General features: G+C 75.7%; 24 protein-coding genes. 12 read left to right on the forward strand and 12 right to left on the reverse strand.

Annotated features, from left to right (window positions below; translation table 11 throughout):
• Positions 1–97 precede the first annotated feature (97 nt).
• Together D7294_RS14595 and D7294_RS14600 are read right to left on the reverse strand one after the other, a co-directional pair.
• Complete coding sequence (locus tag D7294_RS14595; protein ID WP_120679607.1) at positions 98–1030, reverse strand: ABC transporter permease; 933 nt, start codon at positions 1028–1030, stop codon at positions 98–100.
• On the reverse strand, positions 1027–2208 hold the full coding sequence (locus D7294_RS14600; protein ID WP_241562361.1) for an ATP-binding cassette domain-containing protein: 1182 nt from the start codon (positions 2206–2208) through the stop codon (positions 1027–1029). Before D7294_RS14600 ends, D7294_RS14595 begins: the two co-directional genes overlap by 4 nt.
• A gap of 115 nt (positions 2209–2323) precedes the next feature.
• Here D7294_RS14600 and D7294_RS14605 point away from each other — a divergent pair, with 115 nt between their 5' ends.
• Together D7294_RS14605 and D7294_RS14610 are read left to right on the forward strand one after the other, a co-directional pair.
• Positions 2324–3226, forward strand: a complete 903-nt coding sequence (locus D7294_RS14605) for a TetR/AcrR family transcriptional regulator (RefSeq protein WP_206619509.1) — start codon at positions 2324–2326, stop codon at positions 3224–3226.
• 173 nt (positions 3227–3399) lie between these two features.
• Positions 3400–3981 carry a hypothetical protein gene (locus D7294_RS14610; protein ID WP_120679611.1) on the forward strand — a complete coding sequence of 194 codons (582 nt, stop codon included), beginning with the start codon at positions 3400–3402 and terminating at the stop codon, positions 3979–3981.
• A gap of 141 nt (positions 3982–4122) precedes the next feature.
• On the opposite strand, the gene D7294_RS14615 is transcribed toward D7294_RS14610, so the two are convergent.
• Complete coding sequence (locus D7294_RS14615; RefSeq protein ID WP_422070698.1) at positions 4123–5247, reverse strand: hypothetical protein; 1125 nt, start codon at positions 5245–5247, stop codon at positions 4123–4125.
• 141 nt (positions 5248–5388) lie between these two features.
• Here D7294_RS14615 and D7294_RS14625 point away from each other — a divergent pair, with 141 nt between their 5' ends.
• The 4 genes from D7294_RS14625 (at position 5389) to D7294_RS14640 (ending at position 8434) form a co-directional block, all read left to right on the forward strand.
• Positions 5389–5922, forward strand: a complete 534-nt coding sequence (locus D7294_RS14625) for a hypothetical protein (protein ID WP_147450831.1) — start codon at positions 5389–5391, stop codon at positions 5920–5922.
• Between the two features lie 117 nt (positions 5923–6039).
• Entirely contained in the window at positions 6040–6555 is a 516-nt protein-coding gene (locus D7294_RS14630; protein ID WP_147450832.1) for a hypothetical protein, read from the forward strand.
• Positions 6556–6669: 114 nt separating this feature from the next.
• Positions 6670–7668: an aldo/keto reductase gene (locus D7294_RS14635; RefSeq protein WP_120679618.1), complete on the forward strand. Its 999-nt coding sequence runs from the start codon at positions 6670–6672 to the stop codon at positions 7666–7668.
• Positions 7669–7927: 259 nt separating this feature from the next.
• Complete coding sequence (locus tag D7294_RS14640) at positions 7928–8434, forward strand: GNAT family N-acetyltransferase (protein ID WP_241562362.1); 507 nt, start codon at positions 7928–7930, stop codon at positions 8432–8434.
• 31 nt (positions 8435–8465) lie between these two features.
• Here the strand turns inward: D7294_RS14640 and D7294_RS14645 are convergent, their stop codons facing one another.
• Both D7294_RS14645 and D7294_RS14650 read right to left on the reverse strand, forming a co-directional pair.
• On the reverse strand, positions 8466–9800 hold the full coding sequence (locus tag D7294_RS14645; protein ID WP_120679622.1) for an MFS transporter: 1335 nt from the start codon (positions 9798–9800) through the stop codon (positions 8466–8468).
• Positions 9801–9995: 195 nt separating this feature from the next.
• A complete protein-coding gene (locus tag D7294_RS14650; RefSeq protein WP_120679624.1) occupies positions 9996–10439 on the reverse strand; it encodes a MarR family transcriptional regulator in 444 nt (147 codons plus the stop codon).
• A 130-nt stretch (positions 10440–10569) separates the two neighbouring features.
• On the opposite strand from D7294_RS14650, the gene D7294_RS14655 reads away from it, so the two are divergent.
• Positions 10570–10860 carry a DUF2530 domain-containing protein gene (locus D7294_RS14655; protein ID WP_120679627.1) on the forward strand — a complete coding sequence of 97 codons (291 nt, stop codon included), beginning with the start codon at positions 10570–10572 and terminating at the stop codon, positions 10858–10860.
• A 60-nt stretch (positions 10861–10920) separates the two neighbouring features.
• Here the strand turns inward: D7294_RS14655 and D7294_RS14660 are convergent, their stop codons facing one another.
• The 3 genes from D7294_RS14660 to D7294_RS14670 all read right to left on the reverse strand — a co-directional run bounded on the left by D7294_RS14660 (position 10921) and on the right by D7294_RS14670 (position 15774).
• Positions 10921–11796: an endo alpha-1,4 polygalactosaminidase gene (locus D7294_RS14660; RefSeq protein WP_120679629.1), complete on the reverse strand. Its 876-nt coding sequence runs from the start codon at positions 11794–11796 to the stop codon at positions 10921–10923.
• Entirely contained in the window at positions 11784–14930 is a 3147-nt protein-coding gene (locus D7294_RS14665; protein ID WP_241562363.1) for a sacsin N-terminal ATP-binding-like domain-containing protein, read from the reverse strand. The genes D7294_RS14660 and D7294_RS14665 overlap by 13 nt, the downstream gene beginning before the upstream one ends.
• A 94-nt stretch (positions 14931–15024) precedes the next feature.
• Positions 15025–15774, reverse strand: coding sequence for a DUF3027 domain-containing protein (locus D7294_RS14670; RefSeq protein ID WP_120679633.1), 750 nt, complete (start codon positions 15772–15774; stop codon positions 15025–15027).
• A 448-nt stretch (positions 15775–16222) separates the two neighbouring features.
• On the opposite strand from D7294_RS14670, the gene D7294_RS14675 reads away from it, so the two are divergent.
• The 4 genes from D7294_RS14675 to D7294_RS14690 all read left to right on the forward strand — a co-directional run bounded on the left by D7294_RS14675 (position 16223) and on the right by D7294_RS14690 (position 19912).
• Entirely contained in the window at positions 16223–17626 is a 1404-nt protein-coding gene (locus tag D7294_RS14675; protein WP_422070699.1) for an MFS transporter, read from the forward strand.
• A gap of 28 nt (positions 17627–17654) precedes the next feature.
• Positions 17655–18245, forward strand: a complete 591-nt coding sequence (locus D7294_RS14680) for a DUF2771 domain-containing protein (RefSeq protein WP_120679635.1) — start codon at positions 17655–17657, stop codon at positions 18243–18245.
• Between the two features lie 70 nt (positions 18246–18315).
• Positions 18316–19059, forward strand: a complete 744-nt coding sequence (locus tag D7294_RS14685; protein WP_120679637.1) for a futalosine hydrolase — start codon at positions 18316–18318, stop codon at positions 19057–19059.
• Entirely contained in the window at positions 19052–19912 is an 861-nt protein-coding gene (locus tag D7294_RS14690) for a 1,4-dihydroxy-6-naphtoate synthase (RefSeq protein ID WP_120679639.1), read from the forward strand. The genes D7294_RS14685 and D7294_RS14690 overlap by 8 nt, the downstream gene beginning before the upstream one ends.
• A 92-nt stretch (positions 19913–20004) precedes the next feature.
• Here D7294_RS14690 and D7294_RS33720 read toward each other — a convergent pair whose 3' ends face one another.
• Entirely contained in the window at positions 20005–20388 is a 384-nt protein-coding gene (locus D7294_RS33720) for a cold-shock protein (RefSeq protein WP_120679642.1), read from the reverse strand.
• Between the two features lie 176 nt (positions 20389–20564).
• On the opposite strand from D7294_RS33720, the gene D7294_RS14700 reads away from it, so the two are divergent.
• Positions 20565–20822, forward strand: coding sequence for a hypothetical protein (locus tag D7294_RS14700; RefSeq protein WP_120679644.1), 258 nt, complete (start codon positions 20565–20567; stop codon positions 20820–20822).
• Here D7294_RS14700 and D7294_RS14705 read toward each other — a convergent pair.
• The 3 genes from D7294_RS14705 to D7294_RS14715 all read right to left on the reverse strand — a co-directional run bounded on the left by D7294_RS14705 (position 20774) and on the right by D7294_RS14715 (position 24847).
• The gene (locus tag D7294_RS14705) at positions 20774–21463 is read right to left on the reverse strand and encodes an HAD family hydrolase (RefSeq protein WP_120679646.1); all 690 of its coding nucleotides are present in this window, start codon (positions 21461–21463) and stop codon (positions 20774–20776) included. The genes D7294_RS14700 and D7294_RS14705 overlap by 49 nt on opposite strands.
• A gap of 115 nt (positions 21464–21578) precedes the next feature.
• Entirely contained in the window at positions 21579–23852 is a 2274-nt protein-coding gene (locus D7294_RS14710; protein ID WP_120679648.1) for a xanthine dehydrogenase family protein molybdopterin-binding subunit, read from the reverse strand.
• Positions 23849–24847 carry an FAD binding domain-containing protein gene (locus D7294_RS14715; protein ID WP_120679649.1) on the reverse strand — a complete coding sequence of 333 codons (999 nt, stop codon included), beginning with the start codon at positions 24845–24847 and terminating at the stop codon, positions 23849–23851. The genes D7294_RS14710 and D7294_RS14715 overlap by 4 nt, the downstream gene beginning before the upstream one ends.
• Positions 24848–24851 lie beyond the last annotated feature (4 nt).

The raw sequence follows: 24851 nt of genomic DNA on the forward strand, positions 1-24851 counted from the left end.
GCGCCCGGCGGGCCCCCCGGCCCACCGGGCGCGGCGCCCTTTTCCCTCCGGTGCCGGCCCGCGGGGGCGGCCCCGCGGGCCGGCGCGCCCCGCGGCCTCAGCGGTTGAGCGCCTGGTAGCGGCGGACGGCGAGCGGCAGGAACACCGCGGTGATCAGCAGCGGCCAGACCACGGCCATGGTCGCCGCGTGGTCCTCGATCCAGCTGCCGCCCGAGGGCACCGGATTGCCGTAGAGGTCGCGGATCTCGTTCGCCGTGGCCGAGACCGGGTTCCACGTGGCGATGGTGCCCAGCCAGTCGGGCATCAGGGAGGGCGGCGTGAAGACGCTGGAGATGGTGCCGAAGGGGAAGGCGATGGCGAAGAGGTTGCCCGCGGCCTCCTGGTTGGGCACGAGCAGGCCGAGCCAGACGCCGATCCAGATCAGCGAGAAACGCAGCAGGAGCAGCAGCGCGAAGGCGTACAGGGTCGCGCCCACCCCGCCGTCGGAGCGCCAGCCGACGATGAGGGCGATCACCGCCATGACGGCGAGGTCGATGGCCGCGTGCAGCACGTCGGACACGCCGCGCCCGGTGACCACCGCGGAGCGCGCCATCGGCATCGAGCGGAACCTGTCGGTGACGCCCCGGTCCTTCTCCACCACCACCGACATCGCCGTGTTCATGAAGCCGAAGGCCATCGTCATGGCGAACATGCCCGGCATGACGTAGTCCTTGTAGTCGGCGCCGCCGCCGACGTTCATCGCGCTGCCGAAGACGTAGACGTACAGCAGCACCGAGACGATCGGGAAGCCCAGCTGCCACAGGATCAGCGAGGGCTGCCGAAGCAGGTGCGTCAGGTCCCGGCCGACGATGGTCAGGCAGTCGGCCACCGCCCAGTACAGGCGCCGCTGCCCGCCCTCCTCCGCGGGGAAGGCCGGCGCGTCTGCCGGCCGCGGGCCCGCCCCCGTCGCGCGGGGGTCCGCGGCCCTCGTGGGGGTGCCCGTGGCGCTGCCCGGGTGGCCGTCCGCGCCGCTGCCGATGCCGCTGCTCATTTCCCGCTCACCTCGACGCTGTCCTCGACGGTGTTCCCGGTGCCGTCCCCGGCGGTGTCCCCCGCGCTGCCCGCCCGTGCCCTTCCCGCGGTGTTTCCTGCGGTGTTTCCTGCGGCGTTTCCTGCGGTGTGTCCCACGGCGTGTCCCGCGGTGCTTTCCGCGCCGTCCCCCGCGGCTCCTCGGGCGCGGCCGGGGGCCGGGGCGGCCGCCCCCTCCGGCCCCTGCGCGCCCTGCCCGGTCAGCCGCAGGAACACCTCGTCCAGCGTGGGCCGCCGCAGGCCGAGGTCGAGGACCGAGGCGCCCGCCTCCTGGAGGGCCCGCGCCACCTCGGTCAGCGCCGCCACCCCCTCGCGCACCGGGGCGTGCACCCGGCAGTCCTCCTCGTCCGTCTCCGGCGCGACGCCGCCCGCCACGCGGGCCACGGCCTCCCGGGCGAGGGGCAGGTCGGCGTGGTCGGCGACCACCACCTCGATCCGGTCCCCGCCCACGGCCCGCTTGAGCCCGGCCGGCGTGTCCTCGGTGACGGTGCGGCCCCGGTCGATGACCGCGATCCGGTCCGAGAGCCGGTCGGCCTCGTCGAGGTAGTGGGTGGTCAGCAGCACGGTCGTGCCCTGCGTCGCGAGCGCCCTGACCGCGTCCCAGACCTCGCTGCGCCCGCGCGGGTCGAGGCCGGTCGTCGGCTCGTCGAGGAAGAGGACCTCCGGCGCGAGGATCATGCTCGCCGCCAGGTCGAGGCGCCGCCGCATGCCGCCGCTGAAGCCCTTCACCTGCTTGTCCGCGGCCTCCTGGAGGCTGAACTGCTCCAGCAGCTCCTCCGCCCGGCGCCTGGCCGTGCCCCGGCCGAGGTGGAAGAGGCGGCCGAACATCCGCAGGTTCTGCCGGGCCGTCAGCACCTCGTCCACGGCCGCCCGCTGCCCGGTGAGGCCGATCCTGCGGCGGACCTTCTCCGGCTCGCTGCGCACGTCGAACCCGCCGACCCGCGCCTGCCCGCCGTCCGCGCGCACCAGCGTGGACAGGATGCGCACCGAGGTGGTCTTGCCCGCCCCGTTCGGGCCGAGCAGGCCGCACACGGTGCCTCGCCTGACCGCCAGGTCGAGGCCGTCCACCGCCTGCTTGTCGCCGTACCGCTTGCGCAGCCCCTCGGCCAGGACGGAGTACTCCGAAGAAGCAGTTGCCACGTTTCCTCCTGCGGCTCCTGGTACATACTCGGGTGAAAGAAGAAACTGGGTACGGCGTACTCGCGACAACGTATGGCGTACCCGGTTAGCAGAAGTCCTAGAACGGGGCGGCACGATGGCAGCGGGGACGCCGGGGCGTGGCGGCGGGGACATCGGGCGCAGCCTCGCCCTGCTGTGGCAGGGCAGGGAGCGGCCGAGCCGCGGGCCCAAGCCGGGGCTGACCCTGGAGGGCATCGTGCGGGCCGCGGTGGGGCTGGCCGACCGCGAGGGGATCGACGCGCTGTCGATGCGCAAGGTGGCCGCGGAGCTCGGCGTGGGCACGATGACGCTCTACCGGTACGTGCCGGGCAAGGCGGAGTTGCTCCAGCTGATGCTCGACCACGTGCACGCGCTGGACGACGGCGCCGAACGGCTCGAAGGGGCCGGCTGGCGCGCCGCGTTGCAGCTGATCGGCGAGGGGGCCTACCGCCTGCACCGCGAACACCCCTGGCTGCTCCAGGTGAACCAGGCCCGCCCGCTGCTCGGGCCGAGCGCCCTGCGGGGCTTCGAGTTCGCGCTCGCGAGCCTGGAGGGACTCGGGCTGCGCGGGCAGGAGAAGATCGCGCTGATCATGACCCTCGACTCCTTCGTGACCGGCCTGGCCCGCTACCACGTCCTGCTGCGGCAGGCCACCGAGGAGTCCGGGGTGAGCGACGAGGACTTCTGGGCGGCCCAGGGCCCGGTGATGGAGCTGGCCCGGGAGAGCGGCCGCTACCCGCACCTGTTCGGGCTGCCGGCGGACGCCTTCGAGCTGGGCAACGAGGAGGCGCTGCGCTTCGGCCTGCACCGCATCCTGGACGGCGTGGAGGCGCTCATCGCCGCGCGGCGCCACGGGAGTTCGGGCGCCCCGCCCGGGGCGGACCGCGTCCCGGGGGGCGGGAGCGGGGAGGGAGGCGCGAGCGCCGCGGCAGGCCCCCGCGAGGACGGCCCGAGGCCGGGCGGGGAACGACGGGGCGCGGCCGGGGTGGACGGCGCATGACCCGGGAGGCCGGAGACGCCGGAGCGGACGCCCCTTGCGCCCGGGACGCCGGGGAGGGGGCCCGGGCGGCCGCGGACCGGGGCCCGGCCGGGGCGGGAGGGCGCCGCGGTGGCCGGGGCGGTGCGTGGCGAGGCGCGCCGGACGGCGCGGGAGGAGAGGCGGCGGGGCGGCTCGTGCCCGGCCGGCCGCTCGGGCGCCGGGCCGCCGGGGCGCTGCTGGCCGCGGCGGCGCTCGCCCCGCTGGCCGGCTGCGGCGGCGCCCCGCGCGAAGCGGCCAGGCCCACCAGGAACGGCGCCGGCGGCCGCGACGGCGGGAAGGACCGGGACGGCCACGACGGCGGCACGAACGGCAGCGGCAGCACGGATGGCAGCGGCAGCACGGACGGCAGCGGCGGCAGCGGCGGCACCGGGGACGGCGGCGGGCCGGGGTGGTGGCTGAGCGTCGAGGTGTCCGGCGGGTTCGCCGGGCTGCCGCCCGCCGAGGTGCGGGTGGACGAGGACGGCACGGTCCGCGGCGCCGGGGAGGGGGAGCCGCCGGACCGGCTGCCCGCGGCCGAACTCGCCCGGCTGCGCGCGCTGGTGACCGGCGAGCGCTTCGCCGCCCTGCCGGGGCGGACCTACACCAGGCCCGCGCCCGACGCGTTCCACTACACCTTCGCCACCGCGGGGCGGCGCGTCGAGGCGGACTCCGCCAGCCTCACACCGCCCCTGGACGCGATCGCCGAGATCCTCGGCCCGTGGCTCGGCGCGCGCTGAGACCGGCCGCGAACGGCCCGGCGGCGCCCACCTGTTGCCCACCGGAACCCACCGGTGGCCCACCGCGAGCCCGCCGGGGGCCGACCGGCGCCGGGCCGCCTGGCCGCGGCCAGGCGGCGGCCCGGACCGCCTGCGGGCCCCTCAACCGCCCTGCCCGCGGCGCGAGAAGAGGCGGCGCAGGCCGAGCACGACGACCGCGGCCAGCACGAGGGTCAGGGCCGTCCTGGTCGAGATCCGGGCCCCGTCCCGGTCGCCGTCCGCCGCGTCCCCGGCCTCCGAGCCGGCGTCCGGCCCGGCCCCTCCGCCGTCCTCGGCCGCGTCCTGCCGGGCCACGCTGTCCGGCAGCAGCTCTCCCGCGAGCGGCACCGGCTCCACGGCGCTCGCCTCGCCCTCGCTGCCGAACATGAGGGTGCGGCCGTCGGCCGTGAAGGTCACCGACTCGCCCTGGGCCTGGAGCGGCGGGATCACCCGCCGGCTGAGCTCCTGCGGCGTCCCGTCCTCCCAGCGGTACATCTGCGCGGTGAAGTAGCCGCGCAGCAGCAGCCTGGTGCCGTCGGGCGAGAAGGCGCCGTCCGTCACCCACAGGCCGATGTCGGCGACCGGTTCGAAGGTGTTCACGCCCGACTCGGAGAGCCGTTCCGGCCCCGCGTACAGCTTGGCCCCGCCGTCCTGCTTCTTGCTGACGAGGTAGACGCGGCCGGTGACCGGGTGGACCATCAGCGCCTCGGCGTCCCTGGGCCCGTCGGCGTACTGGACGGTGTAGACGGTGGGCGTGACGGTCGCGTCGGCCAGCTCCGCGGGCTCCGGCAGCCGGTAGATCCACACCTCGGACCAGGCGCCGTCGTAGTTGTCCCCGATGTCGCCCACGTAGAGGTCGCCGTCGGGCCCGAGCGAGACCGCCTCCACGTCCCTGGCCTGCACGCCGCTCAGGGTGACGGTGGCGACGGTCTCGCCGGTGGCGCCGTCGACGGCGAAGAGGCGGGCGGCGTCGTCGCTGTCGTTGTGCGTCCAGTAGACGCCGGGGTGCCGGAGGCTGGCCGCCAGCCCGCTGGACTCCACGATGCGCGGGTCCGCCATGGTGAACGCCTCCGGCTCCTCGTCGGCCGCGGCCCCCGCGGGCAGGCAGGCGAGCGCGGCCAGGGCGAGCAGCGGCGCGGCGAGGAGCCGCGCGGCGCGGCCCAAGACGGGCCCTGCGGCGCGCACTTCGCGCGCGGCGGGCCCGGCGAACACGAGCGGCGGGCCGGCGGCCCGTTTCCCCTTCGGCATGCGCCCAAGCCTGCCAGGCCCATTCACATTGCGGACGAGGTGCGGGGGGCGGCCGTCGAATCGGCGGAAATTCTTCGACTACAACGTCACAACAGACAGCGATCTTGTGGCCACGGTTTGCACTCTCTACTGTTCAGCGCCATGAGCGCATATGGTCAACTGAGCCACACGAGGCCGGGGGCGGCGAGGTCGTCGCGGCCGCTGGTGATCGTGGGCGGAGTGGGGCTCGTGGGCTCCCTCGGCGCCCTGTCCGGCTCCTTACTCCCCTGGGGCTCGGTCGAGTCCGCGGCCTGGGGAACCAAGCACATCTCCGGGATGGACGCGGACGGCGCGCTCACCCTGGTGGCGGCGCTGGCCACCGCCGCGCTCCTCGTGCTCGGCGTGCTGGCGAAGCGGGACGCGCTGGCCTCCGTGGCGGCGGCGCCCGCCCTGGTGGGCGCCGTGATCGCGGTGCGGAGCGCCACCGACACCGAGGGCCTGGCCAGGATCTACGTGGAGGACGAACTCGGCAGGTCGGGCGACGAGGTGGACGCCCTGCTCGCCACCCTCAAAGGGTATTCGGCCGCCGCCGGGGTCTGGCTGGTCGTGGCCGGTTTCCTCCTTGCGCTGGCCGCCGCGCTGACCGCGGGCCTGTTCGCCTACCGGAAGGCACGGCTCCGTTCGCGCAACGGGTGAGGAGAGTGCGGCGGGAAAGCGGAGAAGCGGAGGTCCCACGCGAAGAGATTCGGGGCCTCACCGGCGAAACGGACAGCCGCGTTGCAGCCGCGAGAGGGCCTTCCCTACGGTCTGCCCATGAGTGGATACGGTCAAAACATGCACGCCGACCCGGCGGCGCCCGCGGCGGGCCCGGCCCAGGGCGGCCTCCCGCAGGGCCCGGTGATCGCCGGGGTCGTGGGCGCGGTCATCGCCCTCATCGGCTCCTTCCTCGCCTGGTCGACGATCGACGGGGGTGAGCTGGGCTCGGAGTCCTCCTCCGGCATGAAGGGCGACGGGCTGTGGACGCTGATCGCGGCGATCGTCGCCGCCGGCCTCTTCGGCGCCGCCTACCTCACCAGGAAGCACCTGTACGTGCTGGTCTCCCTGGTGCCGAGCGCGGTGCTGCTGATCGTCGCGGTGCTCAACTTCGCCAGCCCCGACCGGGCGGCCCGCGCCGACCTGGAGGACCAGGGCGCGGACAGCGCCAGCATCGACGAGCTCCTCGACGCGTTCGACGTGAGCGCCGGGGTGGGCGTCTACGTCACCCTGCTCGGCGCCCTGGTGGCGCTCGGCGCCGGGGCCTTCCTCGCGGTGCGCGCCCGCAGGGCGTGACGCGCGGGAGTCACCGGGGGCAGCACACAGGCAAGAGCAAGAGAGGGCCGGGCACCGCGGGGTGCCCGGCCCTCTCTTGCCTGGAGCGCACTCCAGGGCGTTGGCTTGGCTGCCATGAAGTACACACAGCTCGGACGCACGGGCCTCAAGGTCAGCCGGCTGGTCCTGGGGACCATGAACTTCGGGCCGCACACCGACGAGGCCGACAGCCACGCGATCATGGACGCCGCGCTCGACGCGGGCGTCAACTTCTTTGACACGGCCAACGTCTACGGCGGCCCCGAGAACCGGGGACGCACGGAGGAAATCCTCGGCTCGTGGTTCGCGGGCGGCGGCGAGCGGCGGGACAAGGTGGTGCTCGCCACCAAGGTCTACGGCGGCATGGCAGGCGGCCAGGAGCCCTCCTGGCCCAACCACGACCGGCTCTCCGCGGTCAACATCCGCCGGGCCGTGGAGGCCAGCCTGCGGCGGCTTCGAACCGACCACATCGACCTGTACCAGTTCCACCACGTCGACCGGAACACGCCCTGGGAGGAGATCTGGCAGGCGATCGACGTCCTGGTCCAGCAGGGCAAGATCCTCTACGCCGGCTCCTCCAACTTCGCCGGCTGGCACATCGCCCAGGCCAACGAGGCCGCCGCGCGGCGCAGTTCGCTGGGCCTGGTCAGCGAGCAGTGCCTGTACAACCTGGTCGAGCGCCGCGCCGAGATGGAGGTGCTGCCGGCCGCCGAGGGCTACGGGCTCGGCGTCATCCCCTGGTCCCCGCTGCACGGCGGGCTGCTCGGCGGCGCGATCCGCAAGGAGCGGGAGGGCGGCGGCGCGCGCAGCGGCTCCGGCCGGTCGGGCGGCGCGCTCGCCGACACCTCCGTGCGCGCGCAGGTGCAGGCGTTCGAGGACCTGGCGGACAAGCACGGGCTCGCCCCTGGCGAGGTGGCGCTGGCCTGGCTGCTGACCCGCCCGGCCGTCACCGGCCCGATCGTCGGCCCCCGGGTGCAGGAGCAGCTGGACTCGGCGGTGCGCGCGGTCGACCTCGAACTCGGCGGGGAACTGCTGCGGGAACTCGACGAGATCTTCCCGGGCCCCGGCCCCTCCCCCGAGGCCTTCGCCTGGTAGCCGCCCGCGGGCGCCTTGCCGCACCGGGCCGGCGCACGGCCCGGGCGCGGCGAGGCGCGCGGGCGCCGGCGCGCGCGGCCGGGGCGGGCGCGCCCGGCGGCGCTCAACTGAAGATCGCCGCCACGGCCACCACGGCGAGCAGCAGCACCAGGACGGCGGTGACGATCCTGGACCTAGTCTTGGCGTTCATGGGCCCTCACCCGTCCCACGTTACGCCCCGCCCGAACCGCGCCGGCACGGCCGGGTTAGCCTCCGGGCCATGGAGATCAGGCGAGGCGGCGTCGAGGACGTCCCGTTGATATTGGACATGCTGGACGGCGCCGTGGCGTGGCTCGTGGGTCTCGGCAGGACCGGGCAGTGGGGCACCGAGCCCTGGTCGGCGCGGCCCCAGGCGGTGCGGCGGGTGCGGGAGATCGTCGCCTCGGGCACCCCCTGGGTGGCCGAGGTGGACGGCGAGGCGGCGGGTTCGCTCACCCTCACCCCGCACCCGGCCCCCTACGTGGCCCCGGCGGACGAGCCGGAGCGGTACGTCCACCTGCTGGTCACCGACCGCAGGTTCAAGGGCCTCGGCGTCGGCGGCGCCCTCCTGGCGCACGCCGTCGCCGAGACCAGGCGGCAGGGCGTCGGCCTGCTGCGCGTCGACTGCTACGCCGGCGACGACCAGCGGCTGGTCGCCTACTACCGCGGCCAGGGCTTCACGCCGACGGAGACCTTCACCGTCGGCGAGTGGCCCGGGCAGGTGCTGGCGCGGCGGGTCACGCCGTAGCGGTCACGCCGTGGCGGTCACGCCGTAGCGGTCACGCCGTGGCGGTGAGCTCCTTCCGGTCGCGCGGCACGAGGAAGACCCCGCGCTGCCCGCGGCGCAGCCGGATCTCCAGGCGCAGGCCGCCGATCCTGGCCAGCACCAGCGCCAGGGACACGGCGGCGATCAGGCAGATCGCGCCGCCCGCCGCCATGCCGAGCCGCGGGCCCACCGCGTCGGTCAGCCAGCCCATGAGCGGGCCGCCGATCGGGGTGCCGCCGACGAAGACCATCATGTAGAGGCTCACCACCCGGCCGCGCATGGCCGGGTCGCTGCCGATCTGGATGGTGGAGTTGGCGGTGACCTGGAAGGTCATGGTGATCAGGCCGATCGCCGGGAGCAGCGCCGCGAAGAGCCAGAAGGCCGGGGCGAAGGAGACGATCATCAGCGCCAGGCCGAAGACCGCGGCGGCGCCCACCGTGAACCTGGTCCGCCTGCTGCCCCGCCGCGCGGCGAGCAGCGCGCCCGCCACCGAGCCGGCCGCCATCAGGGAGTTCAGCAATCCGAAGGTGCCGGCGTCGGCGTGGAAGACGGTGTCGGTGAAGGCCACCAGCCAGATCGGGAAGTTGTACCCGAACATGCCGACGAAGCCGACGAGCACGATCAGCCACAGCAGGTCGGGCCGGCCGCCGACGTACCGCAGCCCCTCGCGCAGCTGCCCCTTGCCCCGGGCGGCGCGCGCGGCCGGGTAGAGCTCGGCGGTGCGCATCATCAGCAGGCCCGTGATCGGGGCGATGAACGACAGGCCGTTGTAGAGGAAGGCCCAGCCGCCGCCCACGGCGCTGATCAGCACGCCCGCGACGGCGGGCCCGATCAGCCGGGCGGACTGGAAGTTCGCGGAGTTCAGGGAGACCGCGTTGCGCAGCAGGCCGGGCCCGACCATGTCGGAGACGAAGGTCTGGCGGGCGGGGTTGTCGACCACGGTGACGAGGCCGACGACGAAGGCCACGGCGTACACGTGCCACACGTTCACCACTCCGGTGAACGTCAGGGCGGCGAGGGTGAGGCCGCACAGGCCCATCGCGGCCTGGGTGCCGAGCAGCAGCCTGCGCTTGTTGAGGCGGTCGGCCAGGACGCCTCCGTAGAGGCCGAAGAGCAGCATCGGCAGGAACTGGAGCGCCGAGGTGATGCCGACGGCCGCGGCCGAGCCGGTGAGCTCGTGCACCAGCCAGTCCTGGGCGATGCGCTGCATCCAGGTCCCGATGTTCGAGACGGAGGAGCCCAGGAAGTGAATCCGGTAGTTGCGGATTCTGAAGGAACTGAAGGTGGATATCTTCTCGTGGGTCGTCAGGGGTGCGGGTGCGGAGTCTGCTCCGGGTCCCGGACTCAAGGGGAACACTCCTTCGTGCGGCTCGTGCTTCCGTGTCTGCCGTGGGTCTTGGGGGTTGTCCTTCCGCCGTTGCCTCGCGGCCGGCCCGGGGCCGTGCCACGCTGCCGGGGTCTCGTGGGCGAGGGGTCGTGGGTGTGCCGGGTGGGGTTGGTGGTGACGGCCGGGCGGGGCGCGTGCGCCCGGGCCCGGCCGGGGCTAGAGGTGGGCGAGCCGGTGCAGGACGGGCGCCGCCTCGCGCAGCACCGCCCACTCCTCCTCGTCGAGTTCCTCCGCGAGCGTGGTGAGCCAGGCGTTGCGCTTGGCCCGGCTCGCCTTGAGCACCGCCTCGGCCTGGTCGGTGACGGCGACGAGCTTCTGCCGCCGGTCCTCCGGGTGCGGTGCGAGGCCGACGAGGCCGCGCTCCTGGAGCAGGGCGATGATGCGGGTCATCGAGGGCGGCTGCACATGCTCCTTGCGGGCCAGCTCCCCCGGGGTCATCGCCCCGAAGCGGGCGAGCGTGCCGAGCGCGGACAACTCGGTAAGGCTCAGCGTCTGGTCGACGTTGAGGTGCCGCAGCCGCCGGGAGAGCCTGAGCACCGCGATCCGCAGGGTGTTGACCGCCGCGGCATCGTCCTCGCCTTCCAGCCTCGCGTGAGGCATGCATCACCGCCTACTCATTAGCTTGACTAACAAAATATATGACGATAATAGGCTCTCTGGCATTCCGGCGCACCCCTACGAGTGACGAGACGCACAGTGCCGCGCCTGACTCCCCGGTAGGCTGGCCGCCATGCGCTGGGGAGACTTGACCGAGGGCAAGCGGGAGGCTCCCGAGCCCCTCGAGGGCAACGTGGTGCTCACCATCCTCGTCGGCACCCTCGTCTGGGCGGCCCTCTTCGTGGCCCAGGTGCCCTTCTACGGCTGGTTCGACGACCACGGCCACCTGTGGTGGCTGTGGACCTGCGCGGCGGGCGCCGGGCTCGGCGCCCCCGGCCTCGCCTACGTCCGCCGCCGGGACGCCGCCCTCAGGGCCGCCGCGGCCGCCCGGGCCGAGGCCACCCCGGAGCACCAGGGGGACTGACCGGCCGCTCCGGGCCGCCGCCGGCCGGGCCGCGGTGGCAACGGGAGCGCGGGCCGGTCCTCAGCAGGGCTCGCGCCAGGCGTCCAGCGAAAGGTGCTTGACCATCGAACTCAGCCCGAGCTCCGTGGTCTGCGCGCAGAACTCCTCGGCCGCCAGGGCGTATTCGACGTGCAGCACCGCCTTGCCCGCCTCGACGAACGGGGTCAGCCGCTGGCACTCGCCCAGCTCGGCGCACTCCTCGTTCACCGCGAAGTCGAAGTCGCCGACCAGCTCCGGGATCTGCTCCAGGTCGTTCTTCAGGCCCACCGACAGGCCGCGCTCGTGGGCCAGTTCGGCGACCATCCGGTTGTAGGCCAGCTGGTCCTCCGCGGTCAGCGGAAAGCCCGTCTCGTTGAGGTAGCCGTCGGTCAGGTCGGGCTCGATCGCGTCGAAGCCCTTGTCGGCGCACATGTCGAAGCGCCGCTCGAGCAACGGCCGCAGCGCCTCGCGGGCGCGGATGTCGAGCCAGCGCTCGCCCTCCCAGCCGTTGCCGCCGCCGAGCAGCTCCCGGGGGAAGTCCCCCGCGTCCGGCCGGAAGTCCTCCCACGCGCCCACGTTGACGTAGCAGATCACCCGCACCCCGCGCGCGTGCAGGGCGGCGACGTCCGCGGCCTCGGTCTCGAAGCCGTCGACGTCGTACACCGGCACGTCCACGTCCAGGTCGAGCGTCCCGCTGAGCTGCCACTGCCAGTCGGTGCCCGGCTCGGGGCGCCACGGCCCCTCCGCCGCGCCCCCGTCCCCCTCCGCACCGTCCCCGCCGTCCCCGGTCCCCGCGTCCCCCTCGCCGCCGTCCCCGGCGTCCACGGACCGGCCCCCGCCGCCCGCGCAGGACGGCAGGGACAGCAGGGCCAGCAGGACCACGGGGAGGACCGCGTGCCCCGCCCTCAGTCGAACCATCGCGCGGTCTCCAGCTCCTCGGCCCGCGCGGGGTCCTCCAGCAGCGTCGCCAGCTCGAACCGCCGCGGCCACTGCCCGGTGGACCAGGCGAGACCCGCCGCAAGCCCCTCGAAGGTGGCCGCGTGCAGCGTGCCGTCCCCGGTCAGCCGCCAGGCCAGCTCCACGCCGTCGATCAGCAGCTCCTCGTGCTCCACGTACGTGGCCGGGGTGCCGGGGCCGAGCAGCTCCGCGGCCGCCGCCGGCACCTCCCGCCGGGCGCCGCCCTCCGGCGGCTCGGCGGGCAGCGCCGCGCTGAGCGGCCGCACGTCCAGCACCGCGGACAGCCCCGCGGCCAGCGCGGGCGGCACCGGGAGCAACGCCCGCCCCGCGGCCAGCGGCAGCAGGTCGGGGGCGTCCGCGACCAGCGCCGAGGCCGCGTCCACCACCCGCGGCACCCCGTCCACCACGGCGCGCAGCTCGTCCGGCAGGGTGACCTCCTCCGGGTCCAGCTCGGCGAGCAGGGCGTACAGGCCGTGCAGCTGCGCCGGGCTCACCTCGACCTCCGGGTCGGCGAGCCGGGAGAGCAGGTCCGCCGCGCCCCCTGGCTCGGCGAGCAGCGCCCTGGCCGTGGTGCGCACGCCCAGCGCGTGCAGCACCTCGGCGTCCGCGTCCGCCGTGTCCGCGTCCTCGTACAGGCCCGCGAGCAGCGGGTCCCCCGTCGCCGAACGCAGCCCGGCCGGGCGCCGGCCGCCGAGCACCGGGGCGCCACGCAGCCACCAGGCGGTGTAGGAACGCGCCCGCTCGAAGGTGCCGTCCGGCATCCGCACGGAGACCGACGAGGTCAGCGCCTCGCGGAACGGGCTCCGGGACAGCAGCGCCAGCACCCGCGGCCAGGCGGCGTCCTCGACCAGCTCCAGGTCCCGCACCGCCACCACCTCGGCGGCCACCGGCGGCAGCGCGGCCTCGGGCAGGGCGTCCAGCAGGTCCTCGCACCACACGTCCACCGCGTCCAGCAGGCCCACGTCGTCCGGCTCGGCGTACGGGCCCTCGCGCGGGTCGAGCTCGTCCGGGTCGAGCACCACGTCCGCCGCCCGTATCAGCACGAAGTCCGCCTGCACGCCGACCGCGGTCAGCGGCTGCTCGCCCCAGCGGGCCGCCAGGTCCGGATCGCAGGCCGCCAGCTCGCCCTCCCTGATGACCTGCTGGAAGACGCTGCCCGGATAGACCAGCTCCCCCGCGGGGGTCAACTCGCCCTCCTCGTCCGGCAGCGCGAGGGCCGCGAGCCAGGGCGCCTCGCCCGGCCCAAGGCCGGCGTCGCGGACCAGGCCGAGGATCACCTCGGCCAGCTCGGCCGCCGTCGGGGCGTCCTCCTCCCACACGTCGGGGTCGGAGGAGGCGGCCACGGCGGCCCGCACCTGCGGGGTGGCGAGCACCGCGGCCGGCGTGGCCGCGCTCGCGCCCAGCTTCTCCAGCAGCGGGTGCGCCGCCTCCGGGTGGGCGATCTTCAGGCCGAGCCGCCCCAGCTCCGCCGGCTCGGTGCCGGGCACCGGCAGCAGCACCCGGCGCGGCCCCACCGTCGTCCTGCCGTCGGCGAGCGGCACCGGCAGCCCGGTCAGCAGCTCGGGGTCCACCCCGGCCAGCGACTCGTACAGCCGCCACCACCAGCCGGGCGGGCGCTCGACGCCGGCCAGCCGGTCGATGATCTCGCCGAGCGAGACCCGGGTCACCTCCAGGACCCGCAGCTCGGCCCGCCGCTCCAGGCCGGCCGGCAGCAGCACCGGGAACAGCTCGGCGAGCACCGCGACCGTGTCGGCCCCGGCCCGCTCGACCAGCTCGGCGTCCCGTGGCCGCAGCGCCACCGGCACCTCCTCGCCCGCCTCGTCGAGCCCGGGCGCCGCCGCCGCGCTCGGCAGGAAGGGGGTGTCCGGCAGCCGGTCGAGCAGCAGCGTCCGCAGCGCCCCGTCCAGCTCCCCGCGCCCCAGCGGCCCCGGCACCAGGCCGAGGGTGCCGCTGGTGACCGGCCGCCAGTCGGCGAGCAGCGAGACGTAGGTCTCGGCGGCGCGGCCGAGCAGGAAGTCGGTCAGGGGCCCCGGCGCGACGTGCCGGCGCGTGGGCTCGAGCGGGAAGCTCGCGATGAGCAGCGCGGGCAGCCCGAGCGGGTCGTCGGTCGGGGTCGGCGCGTGCACCACGGGCGGGCTCGCCGGCGCGGTCGGCGCGCCCTCGGCGTCCACCGGGACCGCCCAGGTCACCGACCAGTGCCGCCGCTCGCGCTCCTCGATCGGCCGGTCGGCGAGCAGCTCGGGCGCCGCCTCGCCCTCGGCGGTGGCCACCCGCCAGCGGGTGCTGCGCACGGCGCTGCCCGCCGGGCCCGGCTCCTCGGTGATCTGCGTGTACGAGCCGAACTGCCGCCTGGCGAGCGTCCGCACGCCGCGCGGCGTCTCCACCGTGACCTCGGCGAGGCCGGGCAGGGTCAGCAGCAGCGTGTCGTCCACGGCGTCGAGCAGCCGGGTGGCCAGGTCCTCGGCGGCGGCGTCCCGCAGCGGCAGCACGACGGCGGTGTCCAGGCCCTCGGGCAGCGCGGCCAGGGTGGCGGCGTCCGCCTCGGGGCTCAGCGGGAAGGGCAGCCGCAGCAGCGGGACCGCGTGCCGCTGCCCCGCCCTGCGGTCCAGCTCGGCGAGCAGCGCGGGAGAGGACTCCCCCGCCGCCCGCGCCAGCTCGGTGGCCTCGCCGAGGGACCAGCGCACCCCGCCGGTCACGCTGACGACGGCCGGCGCGTCGCTGACCGTCAGCACCGCGGCGAAGCCCACGCCGAAGCGGCCGACGGTGGCCGAGGAGTCGCGTTTGGCCGAGGCCCGCAGCGTCGAGAGCGACTCGACGCCCGCCGCGTCGAGCGGCTCTCCCGAGTTGGCGACGACGAGCACGCCGTCGCGCAGGCCGAGCCGCAGCCGCCCCGGCTTGCCGCCGCGCGCCGCCGCGTCCGCGGCGTTCTGCGCGAGCTCGATCACGAGCCGGTCCCGGTAGCCGCCCCTGGCCAGCTCTTCCTCCGCGTTCGCGTCCTCGCGGAACCGCGCGGCCGAGTCCGTCCAGGCGGCCAGGACGCCCCGCCGCAGCCGCTCGGTGCCGAAGCGGTCCCCGTCGTGGTGGTCGGTGGTCACGAGTGCGACAGTACCGGTTACGCCCGACACCCGTACGGCGGTGCCGAGGCGAGCGGCCGGGAAGCGGGGGCGCGCCCTCCCGCCGGGCGCCCGCCTACAGCGGGTCGGCCCCCAGGTGGTCCACGACCGGCGGGGCCGGGCGCTGCGCCTTCGGCATCTGGGCCGCCTCCGAGTGGGCCCCGCAGCCGTAGGCGAGCGAGACCACGCGCCCGTCCGCGGGCGAGTACGCGTTGCCGCAGATGCCGAAGGCCTGCCGCAGCCTGCCGGCCATCGGCAGCAGGAAGCCGCAGCTCACGCAGCCGGCCGGGGCCGCCTGTGCCATGGGCGTGGCCGGGCCGAACTGCTCCTCCCAGCGGTCGGCCGCCTCCTCCACGCCCAGCGGGGACAGCACCCGCTGCCTGCCGAGACCCACCTCGGCGGCCACGTCCGTGAGGGAGCCGCGCTGCGCGCTCTCCGCCTCGGGGGCCTCGGCCAGGAAGCCGGGCACCAGCCGGGCGTCGTCCTCCTCGGCGGGCAGCAGGTCGCCCGGCCCGAGGTCGCCGGGGCGCAGCCGCTCGCTCCACGGCACCCACTCGGGGGCGAGCAGCGCGTCCGGCCCCGGCGTCAGCGCCACCTCGTCCACCGTGACGTAACGGGCCCGCGCCGCGCGGGCCACCGTCACCCCCCAGCGCCAGCCCGGGTAGCCCGGGTCCTCGCTCGCGAACAGGTGGGTGACCAGCCGGTCCCCCTCGGCGACGGCTCCCAGGTACCGGCCCAGCGGCTGCGGGTGCGCCGCCTGCGCCGCGGCGTCGCGGGCGAGCTCCACCGCCTCGGCGCAGAGCCGGTCGGGCGTACGGCTTCGCATCCCAGCTTTCACAGAACTCTCTCCTACGCCGTCGTGCCGGTGCGGGCGCCTGAGGGCGAACGGAGCCGACGGAGCGGAGGCTGGACCGCTGCGACGTCGTGCTGTACGAGGCAAGGCGCACCGTCGGCCCACGCTACCGCAAGCCGCGGACCACCCGACGCGGCGGCCCGAGGCCGCGGGCCCGGCCCTCCCGGCGCGGGCGCGGGCTCCGGCGCGGGCCCGGGCGTCACCCCCGCGTCACCCGGCCCCCACCCCCCGGTCACCGCCCCCCGGCCGTCCGCCGCCGCCCGCCGGTCACGGCCCCCGCCGCCCGGACGGCCCCGCCCGCCGCCGCCTTGCCCGGGCCGGCCGCGGGCCGTGGCCGCAGGCGGCCCGCGGCCCCTCGGGCACCACCGAGTCGGACGTCACAGCAGGAGCGGTACGGCCCCGAGCCCGTACGCTTGCAGGCGTGGCCGGTGGCAGCTCGTCCGATACCCGCACCAGGGCCAGGTCCGGGGTCTTCGCCCGGGTGGCCCGGTCGGCGGCGCACGCCGTGCACTCCCTGCTGCGGACCGTCGGCAGGCGCATCCGCCGGGCCACCCACGCGCACGGCGCGGGCGAGTCGGGACTCGCCAAGCTGATCGAGCTGCACGCGGTCAACTCGGCGGGCGACATGCTGATCACCATCGCCCTCGCCTCCACCATCTTCTTCTCCGTGCCCACCGACGAGGCGCGCGGCCGGGTGGCCCTCTATCTCGGCGTGACGATGGCCCCCTTCATCCTGCTCGCCCCGGTGATCGGACCGCTGCTCGACCGGGTGCCGCACGGGCGGCGGGCGGCGATGGCCGGCGCGCTGCTGCTGCGCGGGGTGCTCGCGCTGGTCCTGGCGAGCGCGGTGGCCGGCGGCGGCACCCTGGAGCTCTACCCCGCGGCCCTGGGCGTCATGGTCTGCTCGAAGGCGTACAACATCGTGCGCGCCGCCGTCGTGCCCCGGCTGCTGCCGCGCACCATCTCCCTGGTCAAGGCCAACGCCAGGATCACGCTCACCGGCCTGATCTCGGCGGGCGCCGCCGCCCCGGTGGGCGCGGGCCTCAACGTGATCGGCGAGCGCCTGCCGCTGTACGCCGCCTGCCTGATCACCTTCGCCGGCGCCGTCCTCTCCTTCCGGCTGCCGGGCAAGGTGGACCTGGCCCGCGGCGAGCGGACCCTGCACCTCGCCGAGCTCGCCGAGACCAGGGAGGCCATGGCGCGGGAGAAGGACGACGGCGGGCGCGGCGGCGTCCTGCGCGCCGAAGGCTCCCCGGTGTTCAAGGCGCTGGTGGCCAACGCCTCGCTGCGCGCCCTGTCCGGCTTCCTGCTGTTCTTCCTCGCGTTCCTGCTGCGCGGCGACGCCCTGCCGGGTCTGACGGCCGCGTTCTCGCTCGGCCTGGTCGGCGTGGCCGCCGGCACCGGCAACGCCCTGGGCAACCTGCTGGGGAACCTGCTGCGCGAGCGCTCCCCCGAGCTGATCCTGCTCGGCACCCTCACGCTCGCGCTGATCGCCTCGGCCTCGGCCGCGCTCGCCTACAACGCCTTCACGGTCGTCGGCGTCAGCGCCTCCGCCGGGATCTGCCAGGCCCTCGCGAAGCTCTCGCTGGACGCCCTGATCCAGCGGGACGTCCCGGAGGTGGTGCGCACCTCCGCGTTCGCCCGCTCCGAGACCGCGGTCCAGATGTCCTGGGTCGCGGGCGGCGCCATCGGCATCGGGCTGCCGCTGCACGGCTCCCTCGGCATGGGCATGGCCTGCCTGCTGGTGCTGCTCGGGGTCGTCGGCTCGGGCCGTGCGCTGCTGTCCGCCTCGCGCCGCGGCGGCGCGCACCCCCGCGTCCGGTGAGCGGCGGCACCGCGGGTAACCTGCCCGCATGACTGCGATCTCCAGGAGCCGGGGCCGCCGGGCCATCCGCACCACGATTGCCCTCGGCGCCGTTTCCGCGGGATTGGCCGCGCTCACCGGCTGCGAGAAGCCCAGCCCCAGCGCGCACTTCACGCTCCACTCGAACACCACCTCGCGCGCGGCGTCCGACGACTGCTACGGCCACGGCGAGGCCCTCAGCGCCGACCAGGCGCTCGACTGCGCCGACGACGACGAGGGCATCCCGAGCTTCGGCACCACCCAGGGCGACACCTTCCGCGTCGGCGTGGACCCGAAGGTCGCGGACAACGGCTGGCTGCTGTTCGTCAACGGCCTGCTCTACGACCCGGAGCCCTTCACCACCACCTACCACAGCTTCTCCAGCGACGACCTGTACCGGGCGACGCAGGCCCAGGCGCAGTCGGGCGCGCCGGGCCAGGCCGCCGAGGACCGGGCCCTGCTGCTGAACGTGGTCGAGGTCTCCGACGACTACGACGCCGACCGCGTCGGGCAGGCGCAGAGCCAGGAGGACCGGCAGCAGGCGCTGATCAGCTCGATCGAGGGCGTGTGGAACGTCCGGCTGGAGCCGAAGGACGACTGAGCCCCGCCCGGCCGGGCCCCGCCCGGCCCGGCCCGCGCGAAGGAGTTCACGAGGAGTCTGGGAGGCCCCGATGCACGCCCTGGTGGTCACCGCGGTCGCGCCCGAGCGCGATGCCGTGACCCGCGGGCTCGGCGCCGCCGCGCGGCGGCTGCCGCTGCCGGGCGGCCTCGCACTGCACCGCGTCTCCCGGCCCGGGGGCGGCCCCCTCCTCGACGTGCTGGCCGCGGGCGCCGGGCCCGCCGCGGCCGCCGCCGCGGCCGCCACCGCCCTCGCCCGCGGGCGCTACGACCTGGCCGTCTCGGCGGGCATCGGCGGCGGCTTCGCCCCGGCCGCCGCGGTCGGCTCCCTCGTGGTCGCGGACGCGATCCGCGCCGCCGACCTGGGGAGCCAGACCCCGGAGGGCTTCGCCGACGCGGCCGCGCTCGGTTACGGCGTGGTGGAGCACCGCCCGCCGGCCGCCCTGGCCGCCGCGCTGGCCGCCGCCACCGGCGCGGTGGCGGGCACCGTGCTCACCGTCTCGACCGTCACCGGCACCGCGGCCAGGGCCGCCGAGCTCGCCGCCCGCCACCCGGGCGCCGCCGCCGAGGCCATGGAGGGCTTCGGCGTCGCCTGCGCCGCCGCGCTGCACGGCGTGCCGGTGGCCGAGGTCCGGGCCGTCTCCAACCTGGTCGGCCCCCGCGACCGGGCCGCCTGGCGCATCCCGGCCGCCCTCGACGCCCTCACCGAAGCCTTCGCCACGGGATTCACCGCCGCTCTCGCCGGGACGCTGGCCCCGGCGGCAGGGGCACCGCGCACAGGGAGCAACGATGCCTGAACCCACCGGCCCGGCCGAACCGCCGCTCGCCCTCGCCTACTCGCCCTGCCCCAACGACACCTTCGTCTTCCACGCCTGGGCCCACGGCCTGCTGCCGGGCGCCCCCGCCGTGGACGTCACCTTCGCGGACATCGACGTCACCAACGGCCTGGCCGAGCGCGGCGAGGGCGACGTGCTGAAGGTGTCCTACGCGGTCCTGCCGTGGGTGCTCGGCGAGTACGCGCTGCTGCCGTGCGGGGGCGCCCTCGGCCGCGGCTGCGGCCCGCTGGTGCTCACCCGGGAGCCGGGCGAGCCCGCCGAGCTGGCCGGGCGGACCATCGCCGTGCCGAGCGAGCGGTCGACCGCCTACCTGCTGTTCCGGTTCTGGGCCGAGGCCATGGTGCCCGGCGGGGTCGGCGAGGTGCGGGTGCTGCCGTTCCACGAGATCATGCCCGCGGTCCGGGACGGCCGGGTGGACGCGGGCCTGGTCATCCACGAGGCCAGGTTCACCTACCAGCGCTTCGGGCTGCACCGGCTCGCCGACATGGGGGAGTTCTGGGAGGGCACCACCGGGCACCCGATCCCGCTGGGCGCCATCATCGCCAGGCGCTCGCTCGGCGAGGAGCGCCTGGCCCGGATCACCGAGGCGATCCGGGCCTCCGTCCGGTACGCCTGGGCGGACCCGGCGGCGAGCAGGGAGTACGTCCTGGCGCACGCCCAGGAGATGGAGCCCGCCGTCGCCGACGCCCACATCGGCCTGTACGTCAACGAGTTCACCGCCGACCTGGGCGAGGCCGGGTACGCGGCGGCCGGGGAACTGCTGGACCGGGCCGCCGCGCAGGGGCTCGTGCCGAAGGTGGGGCGCCTGGACTGACCTCGCCCCGACCGGCCCCGAGCCGTCCTGTCCTGCCCCGACCTGCCTCGTCCTGCCCCGATCCGTCCTGATCCGTCCCGACTCGTCCCGGCTCAGACGTCGAGCTGGTCGGCGACCGCCCGCAGCATGCCGGCGATCTTCCGGCCGCTCTGCCGGTCCGGGTACCTGCCGCGTTCGAGCTGCTGGGAGACGCCGTCGAGGAGGGTGGTCAGGTCCTGCACGATGGAGGCGAGTTCGTCGGGCTTGCGGCGCTGCGCGGCGGCCACCGAGGGGACCGGGTCGAGCAGGGTCACCGAGAGGGCCTGGTCGCCGCGTTGGCCGGCCACCACGCCGAACTCGACCCGCTGCCCGGGCTTGAGGCCGTCCACTCCGGCCGGCAAGGCAGAGGAGTGCACGAAGACATCGCCGCCGTCGTCCCGGGAGAGGAAGCCGAAGCCCTTCTCGCTGTTGAACCACTTGACCTTGCCGGTAGGCACGTGTCCTCGTCCTCGCACTCGTCACAACAATGCGGCGGGCCGCTCGACCCGCCTCGATCTCCAGGCTAACCGCCCCTGGCCCGGTGACAAGATGCCGCCGGGCCGTTTCGGAGGATCACCGGGGATCACTGCCCCCGCCGCCTCGCAAGTATTCTCGCCTCTGCGACCCTGGGGAGGTGAGTGGAAGAAACCCAGGGGACGTGCTGGTGCGGGCGGGTGCGCTCGTCTTCGGCATCGGCGCGCTCGCCACGCTCGTCACCGTCACCCCGCTGTTCCTCGGCGCCGACCCGCTGCCGACCGCGGCCTATCTGCTGTCGATGCTCATGGGCGTCGGCTTCCTGCTGGCCGCCGCGGGGCTGCTGCGCGCCGTCAGGAGCGAACGCCGTCAGTCCGCCGCGGCGGAGGCGAGCCCCGCGCCGCCCCCGGCGAGATAGCCCTCCAGCCAGGCCGGGAAGGCGGTGAGCGCGGGCAGCACCACGTCGGCGCCCGCCTCCCTCAACTCCCCCTCGCCGCACGGCCCGGTGGTGACCGCCACGGACAGCGCCCCCGCCGCGGCGGCGCCGCGCACGTCCCCGACGTGGTCGCCGACGTAGACGAGCGCGCCGTGCGCGCGCAGCGCCGCGGCCTTGGCCTCGGCCCACAGCGAGCCGACGACGACGTCGGGCGCGAGACCGAGGTGGCGCATGTGCAGCAGCGCGTTCGGCTCGTGCTTGGCGGTCACCACGACCACCCGCCCGCCCGCGCGGTGCACGGCCGCGATGGCCTCGCGCGCACCCGGCAGCGCGAGGGTCCCGGTGATCGCGTGCGCCGGGTAGAGCTCCCGGTACCTGGCGGCCAGCTCGGGCACCCGCTCGGCGGGGAACCAGTGCGCGAGCTCCTCCTCCACCGGGGGCCCGAGCCTGCTGATCGGCACGTCGGGGTCCAGGTCGGAACCGGTCTCCGCGGCCAGCGCCACGTAGGCGGCCCTGATCCCCGGCCTGGAGTCGATGAGCGTCATGTCGAGGTCGAACCCGACGGTGAACGCGGCGGGGCCGGCCGGCTCGGCGGAACGGGGGGATTCGGGCAGTGGGCACATACCGCCAGTCTGCCTGCCGTCCCTCCGCGCCCCGCACCGGGGAGCCCGGGTCCGGCCCGCGCCCGGCCCGGGACCGCTCGGGCCGCGGGGGGCCGGGGCGGTCCCGGGGGCGCCGTCAGAGCAGGTCCTCCAGGGACATCGGGAGGCGGGTGAGGCGGCGGCCCGTGGCGTGGTGGACGGCGTTCGCGAGGGCGGCCGCCGTGCCGGCCTGGCCGATCTCGCCCACGCCCTTGACGCCCAGCGGGTTGACCGCCTCGTCGTGGACCTCGACCAGTTCCACGGTGACCTCGGGCACGTCGGCATTCACCGGCACCAGGTAGTCGCCGAGGCTCGTGTTGTTCCAGCGGCCGAGGGCCGGGTCCATGAAGGTCCGTTCGAGCAGGGCCTGGCCGAGGCCCCACAGCATGCCGCCCATCAGCTGGTTGGCGGCCATCCGCGCGTTGAGGACCCGGCCGGGGGCGAACGCGCCGACCAGGCGCCTGACCCGGATCACCCCGAGGTCGGCGTCGACGGCCACCTCGGCGAACTGGGCGCCGAAGGTGAGCATCGCGTGCGAGGAGCCGCTCGCGGTCAGGTCGGCCGGGCCCCAGGAGCCGGTGGCCTCGGCGTCCGGCTGCATATGCCGGCGCAGCAGCTGGGCGTAGGACTCGCCGGTCTCGGGCCGGTCGCGCAGCACCATCCGCCCGCCGGCCAGGGTGACGTCCGCGGCCCGCGCCCCGTGCAGCGGGGACTCCGGGTCGGCGATGGCCTGGGCGATCAGCTGCGCGCGCAGGGCGGTGGCGGCGGCGTGCACGGCGGCGCCGGTGTAGGAGGCGCCCATGGAGCCGACCGCGGCGGAGACGTTGGGCAGGTCGGTGCTGCCGCCCTCGAAGCGGCAGGCGTCCACCGGCAGGCCGAGCGCGTCCGCCGCGACCTGCGCCATCGCCGTGGTCGCGCCGGTGCCGAACTCGGCGACCCCGGCCTGCACCAGCGCGCTGCCGTCGGCGAAGACCCTGGCCTTGGCGCGCTGCGGGTTGACCGGCGGCACGATCGGGTAGGCCGCGGTGGCCATGCCGAGGCCGATCAGCCAGTCGCCCTCCCTGGCCGGGGGCGCGGCCCTGCGCTCCCAGCCGATGAGCGCGGCGCCGCGGGCGTAGCACTCCTGAAGGCCCTTGCTCGACCAGGGCTTGCCGGTGACCGGGTCGCGTTCGGCGTGGTTGCGGCGCCTGAGTTCCAGCGGGTCGAGGCCGGTGCGCTGGGCCAGTTCGTCCATCGCGCTCTCCAGGGCGAACAGGCCGGTGGCCTCGCCGGGGCAGCGCATGAAGGTGGGCGTCATGGTGTGGGCGCGGGCCAGCAGGTAGCGGCCCTCGTAGTTCTCGCAGGCGTACAGCTGGGAGGCCGCCTCCAGGGAGGGCTCGGCCCAGTCGTCGAAGTGCGAGGTGGGGGAGAGCTTGTGGTGCCGCAGCGCCACCAGCCGCCCGTCGCGCAGGGCGCCGAGGGTGACGCGCTGCTCCTGCTCCTCGCGGTGGCCGCAGGAGGTGAACATCTGCTCCCTGGTGAGGGCGAGCCGGACCGGGCTCCCGGTCTCGCGCGCCGCCAGGGCGGCCAGGGCCGGGTGGGCCCAGGTCATGGCCTTGCAGCCGAAGCTGCCCCCGACGAGGTGGCTGTCGACCCGGATGTCGGCGTGCGGCAGGCCGAGCAGCACCGCGAGGGTGTGCTGGGTGGCGGCCGGGCCCTGGGCGGAGTCGTACAGGAACAGGCGCCCGCCCTCCCAGGAGGCGGTGGTGGTGCAGGTCTCCAGCGGGTTCTGGTGGTTGGCGGCGTAGGTGAAGGTGAGGTCGACGGTCACCTCGGCCCGCTCCAGGCCGGCCGCCAGGTCGCCCCGGGTGGCGCGGCCGGGCAGCAGGCCGCCGAAGATCTTCTCCGGCTCGAAGGCCGTGTGCCTGATCTGGTCGAGGACGGTGGCGGAGGGGGCCTCCTCGTAGTCGACGCGGATCAGCCTGGTGGCGTGCAGGGCGCGTTCCCAGGTGTCGGCGACCACCATGGCCACCGGCTGGCCGGCGTAGTGGATCTCGGGGTCCTGGAGGGGGAAGAAGGTCTGGCCGGGGGCGGGGCCGCCCGCGAGGGAGGGCAGCAGCGGGGGCTGGGCGGCGATGCGCGGCAGGTTCTCGTGGGTGAACACGGCGCGCACGCCCTCGGCGGCCAGGGCCCCGGTGGTGTCGAGGGCGCGGATGCGCCCGGCGGCGATGTGCGCGCCGAGCAGGGCGGCGTGGGTGAGGCCCGCGGGGGCGTGGTCGCCGGAGTAGCGGGCGGTGCCCGTGGTCTTCTCCCGGCCGTCGGCGCGGCGCAGCGGGCGGCCGAGTGCCTCGCCCGCGGGCGGGCTCTGGGCGGGGGGCGCGGTCGCGGTCATGCCTGTCCCTCCGGGGTGGCGGCGAGCGTGCGCAGGACGCGGACGACGGCGCGCCTGGCGAGTTCGGCCTTGAAGGCGTTCATCGGGGTGGTCCTCGCCTCGGCGAGTTCGGCGCGGGCGGCCTCGTCGAAGACGCCGGGCTCGGCGGCGGCGCCCAGCAGCAGGCGTTCGGCGTGCCGGGCCCGCCAGGGCGTGGTGGCGACGCCGCCGAGGGCGAGCCGGACGCCGCTGATCCGGCCGTTCTCCAGGCGCAGGGTGGCGGCGACCGCCGTGAGGGCGAACTCGTAACTGGCCCGGTCGCGGATCTTCAGGTAGCGGGAGGTGCGGGCCGTCGGGGTGTCGGGCACCTCGATGGCGGTGATCAACTCGCCGTGTTCCAGGGGATTTTCGATGTGCGGGGTGTCGCCGGGCGGTAGCAGGAAGTCGTCGATGTGGAACGAGCGTTCGCCGGCGCCGCGCAGCGTGTGCACGCGGGCGTCGAGCGCGGTGAGGGCGACGGCGAGGTCGGAGGGGTGGGTGGCGATGCAGTGCTCGCTGGTGCCGAGGATGGCGTGGCCGCGGTTGATGCCGCCGAGCGCGGAGCAGCCGGTGCCGGGCTCCCGCTTGTTGCAGGGCGAGACGGCGTCGCGGTAGTAGGCGCAGCGGACGCGTTGCAGGAGGTTGCCGCCCATGGTGGCCATGGCGCGGAGCTGGGGGGAGGCGCCGAGTTCCAGTGCCTCGGCGATCAGCGGGAAGCGCTCGCGGACCAGCGGGTGGGCGGCGGCGTCGCTCATCCGGGTCAGCGCCCCGATCCGCAGGCCCCCGGCGGGGGTCTCCTCGATGCCGGCGAGCGGGAGGTCGCCGATGTCGACGAGGCGGTCGTGGCGCAGGACGTTCTGCCGCAGCAGGTCGACGGCGGTGGTGCCGCCGGCCAGGTAGGCGCCGCCCGGGTCGGCGGCGACGGCCGCCACGGCCTCGGCGGGGGCGGTGGCGCGGGCGTAGCTGACGGGTCGCATGGGC

The sequence above is a fragment of the Streptomyces hoynatensis genome (assembly GCF_003626535.1).
GTDB classification, from domain to species: Bacteria; Actinomycetota; Actinomycetes; order Streptomycetales; family Streptomycetaceae; genus Streptomyces; species Streptomyces hoynatensis.

What these genes read in the sequence shown, in the direction of transcription:
- D7294_RS14595 (WP_120679607.1), bottom strand. Translation starts at nt 1,030, where the DNA reads ATGAGCAGCGGCATCGGCAGCGGCGCGGACGGCCACCCGGGCAGCGCC.
- D7294_RS14605 (WP_206619509.1), top strand. Translation starts at nt 2,324, where the DNA reads ATGGCAGCGGGGACGCCGGGGCGTGGCGGCGGGGACATCGGGCGCAGC.
- D7294_RS14615 (WP_422070698.1), bottom strand. Translation starts at nt 5,247, where the DNA reads ATGCCGAAGGGGAAACGGGCCGCCGGCCCGCCGCTCGTGTTCGCCGGG.
- D7294_RS14625 (WP_147450831.1), top strand. Translation starts at nt 5,389, where the DNA reads ATGAGCGCATATGGTCAACTGAGCCACACGAGGCCGGGGGCGGCGAGG.
- D7294_RS14630 (WP_147450832.1), top strand. Translation starts at nt 6,040, where the DNA reads ATGAGTGGATACGGTCAAAACATGCACGCCGACCCGGCGGCGCCCGCG.
- D7294_RS14635 (WP_120679618.1), top strand. Translation starts at nt 6,670, where the DNA reads ATGAAGTACACACAGCTCGGACGCACGGGCCTCAAGGTCAGCCGGCTG.
- D7294_RS14640 (WP_241562362.1), top strand. Translation starts at nt 7,928, where the DNA reads ATGGAGATCAGGCGAGGCGGCGTCGAGGACGTCCCGTTGATATTGGAC.
- D7294_RS14650 (WP_120679624.1), bottom strand. Translation starts at nt 10,439, where the DNA reads ATGCCTCACGCGAGGCTGGAAGGCGAGGACGATGCCGCGGCGGTCAAC.
- D7294_RS14655 (WP_120679627.1), top strand. Translation starts at nt 10,570, where the DNA reads ATGCGCTGGGGAGACTTGACCGAGGGCAAGCGGGAGGCTCCCGAGCCC.
- D7294_RS14660 (WP_120679629.1), bottom strand. Translation starts at nt 11,796, where the DNA reads ATGGTTCGACTGAGGGCGGGGCACGCGGTCCTCCCCGTGGTCCTGCTG.
- D7294_RS14670 (WP_120679633.1), bottom strand. Translation starts at nt 15,774, where the DNA reads ATGCGAAGCCGTACGCCCGACCGGCTCTGCGCCGAGGCGGTGGAGCTC.
- D7294_RS14680 (WP_120679635.1), top strand. Translation starts at nt 17,655, where the DNA reads ATGACTGCGATCTCCAGGAGCCGGGGCCGCCGGGCCATCCGCACCACG.
- D7294_RS14685 (WP_120679637.1), top strand. Translation starts at nt 18,316, where the DNA reads ATGCACGCCCTGGTGGTCACCGCGGTCGCGCCCGAGCGCGATGCCGTG.
- D7294_RS14690 (WP_120679639.1), top strand. Translation starts at nt 19,052, where the DNA reads ATGCCTGAACCCACCGGCCCGGCCGAACCGCCGCTCGCCCTCGCCTAC.
- D7294_RS14705 (WP_120679646.1), bottom strand. Translation starts at nt 21,463, where the DNA reads ATGTGCCCACTGCCCGAATCCCCCCGTTCCGCCGAGCCGGCCGGCCCC.
- D7294_RS14710 (WP_120679648.1), bottom strand. Translation starts at nt 23,852, where the DNA reads ATGACCGCGACCGCGCCCCCCGCCCAGAGCCCGCCCGCGGGCGAGGCA.
- D7294_RS14715 (WP_120679649.1), bottom strand. Translation starts at nt 24,847, where the DNA reads ATGCGACCCGTCAGCTACGCCCGCGCCACCGCCCCCGCCGAGGCCGTG.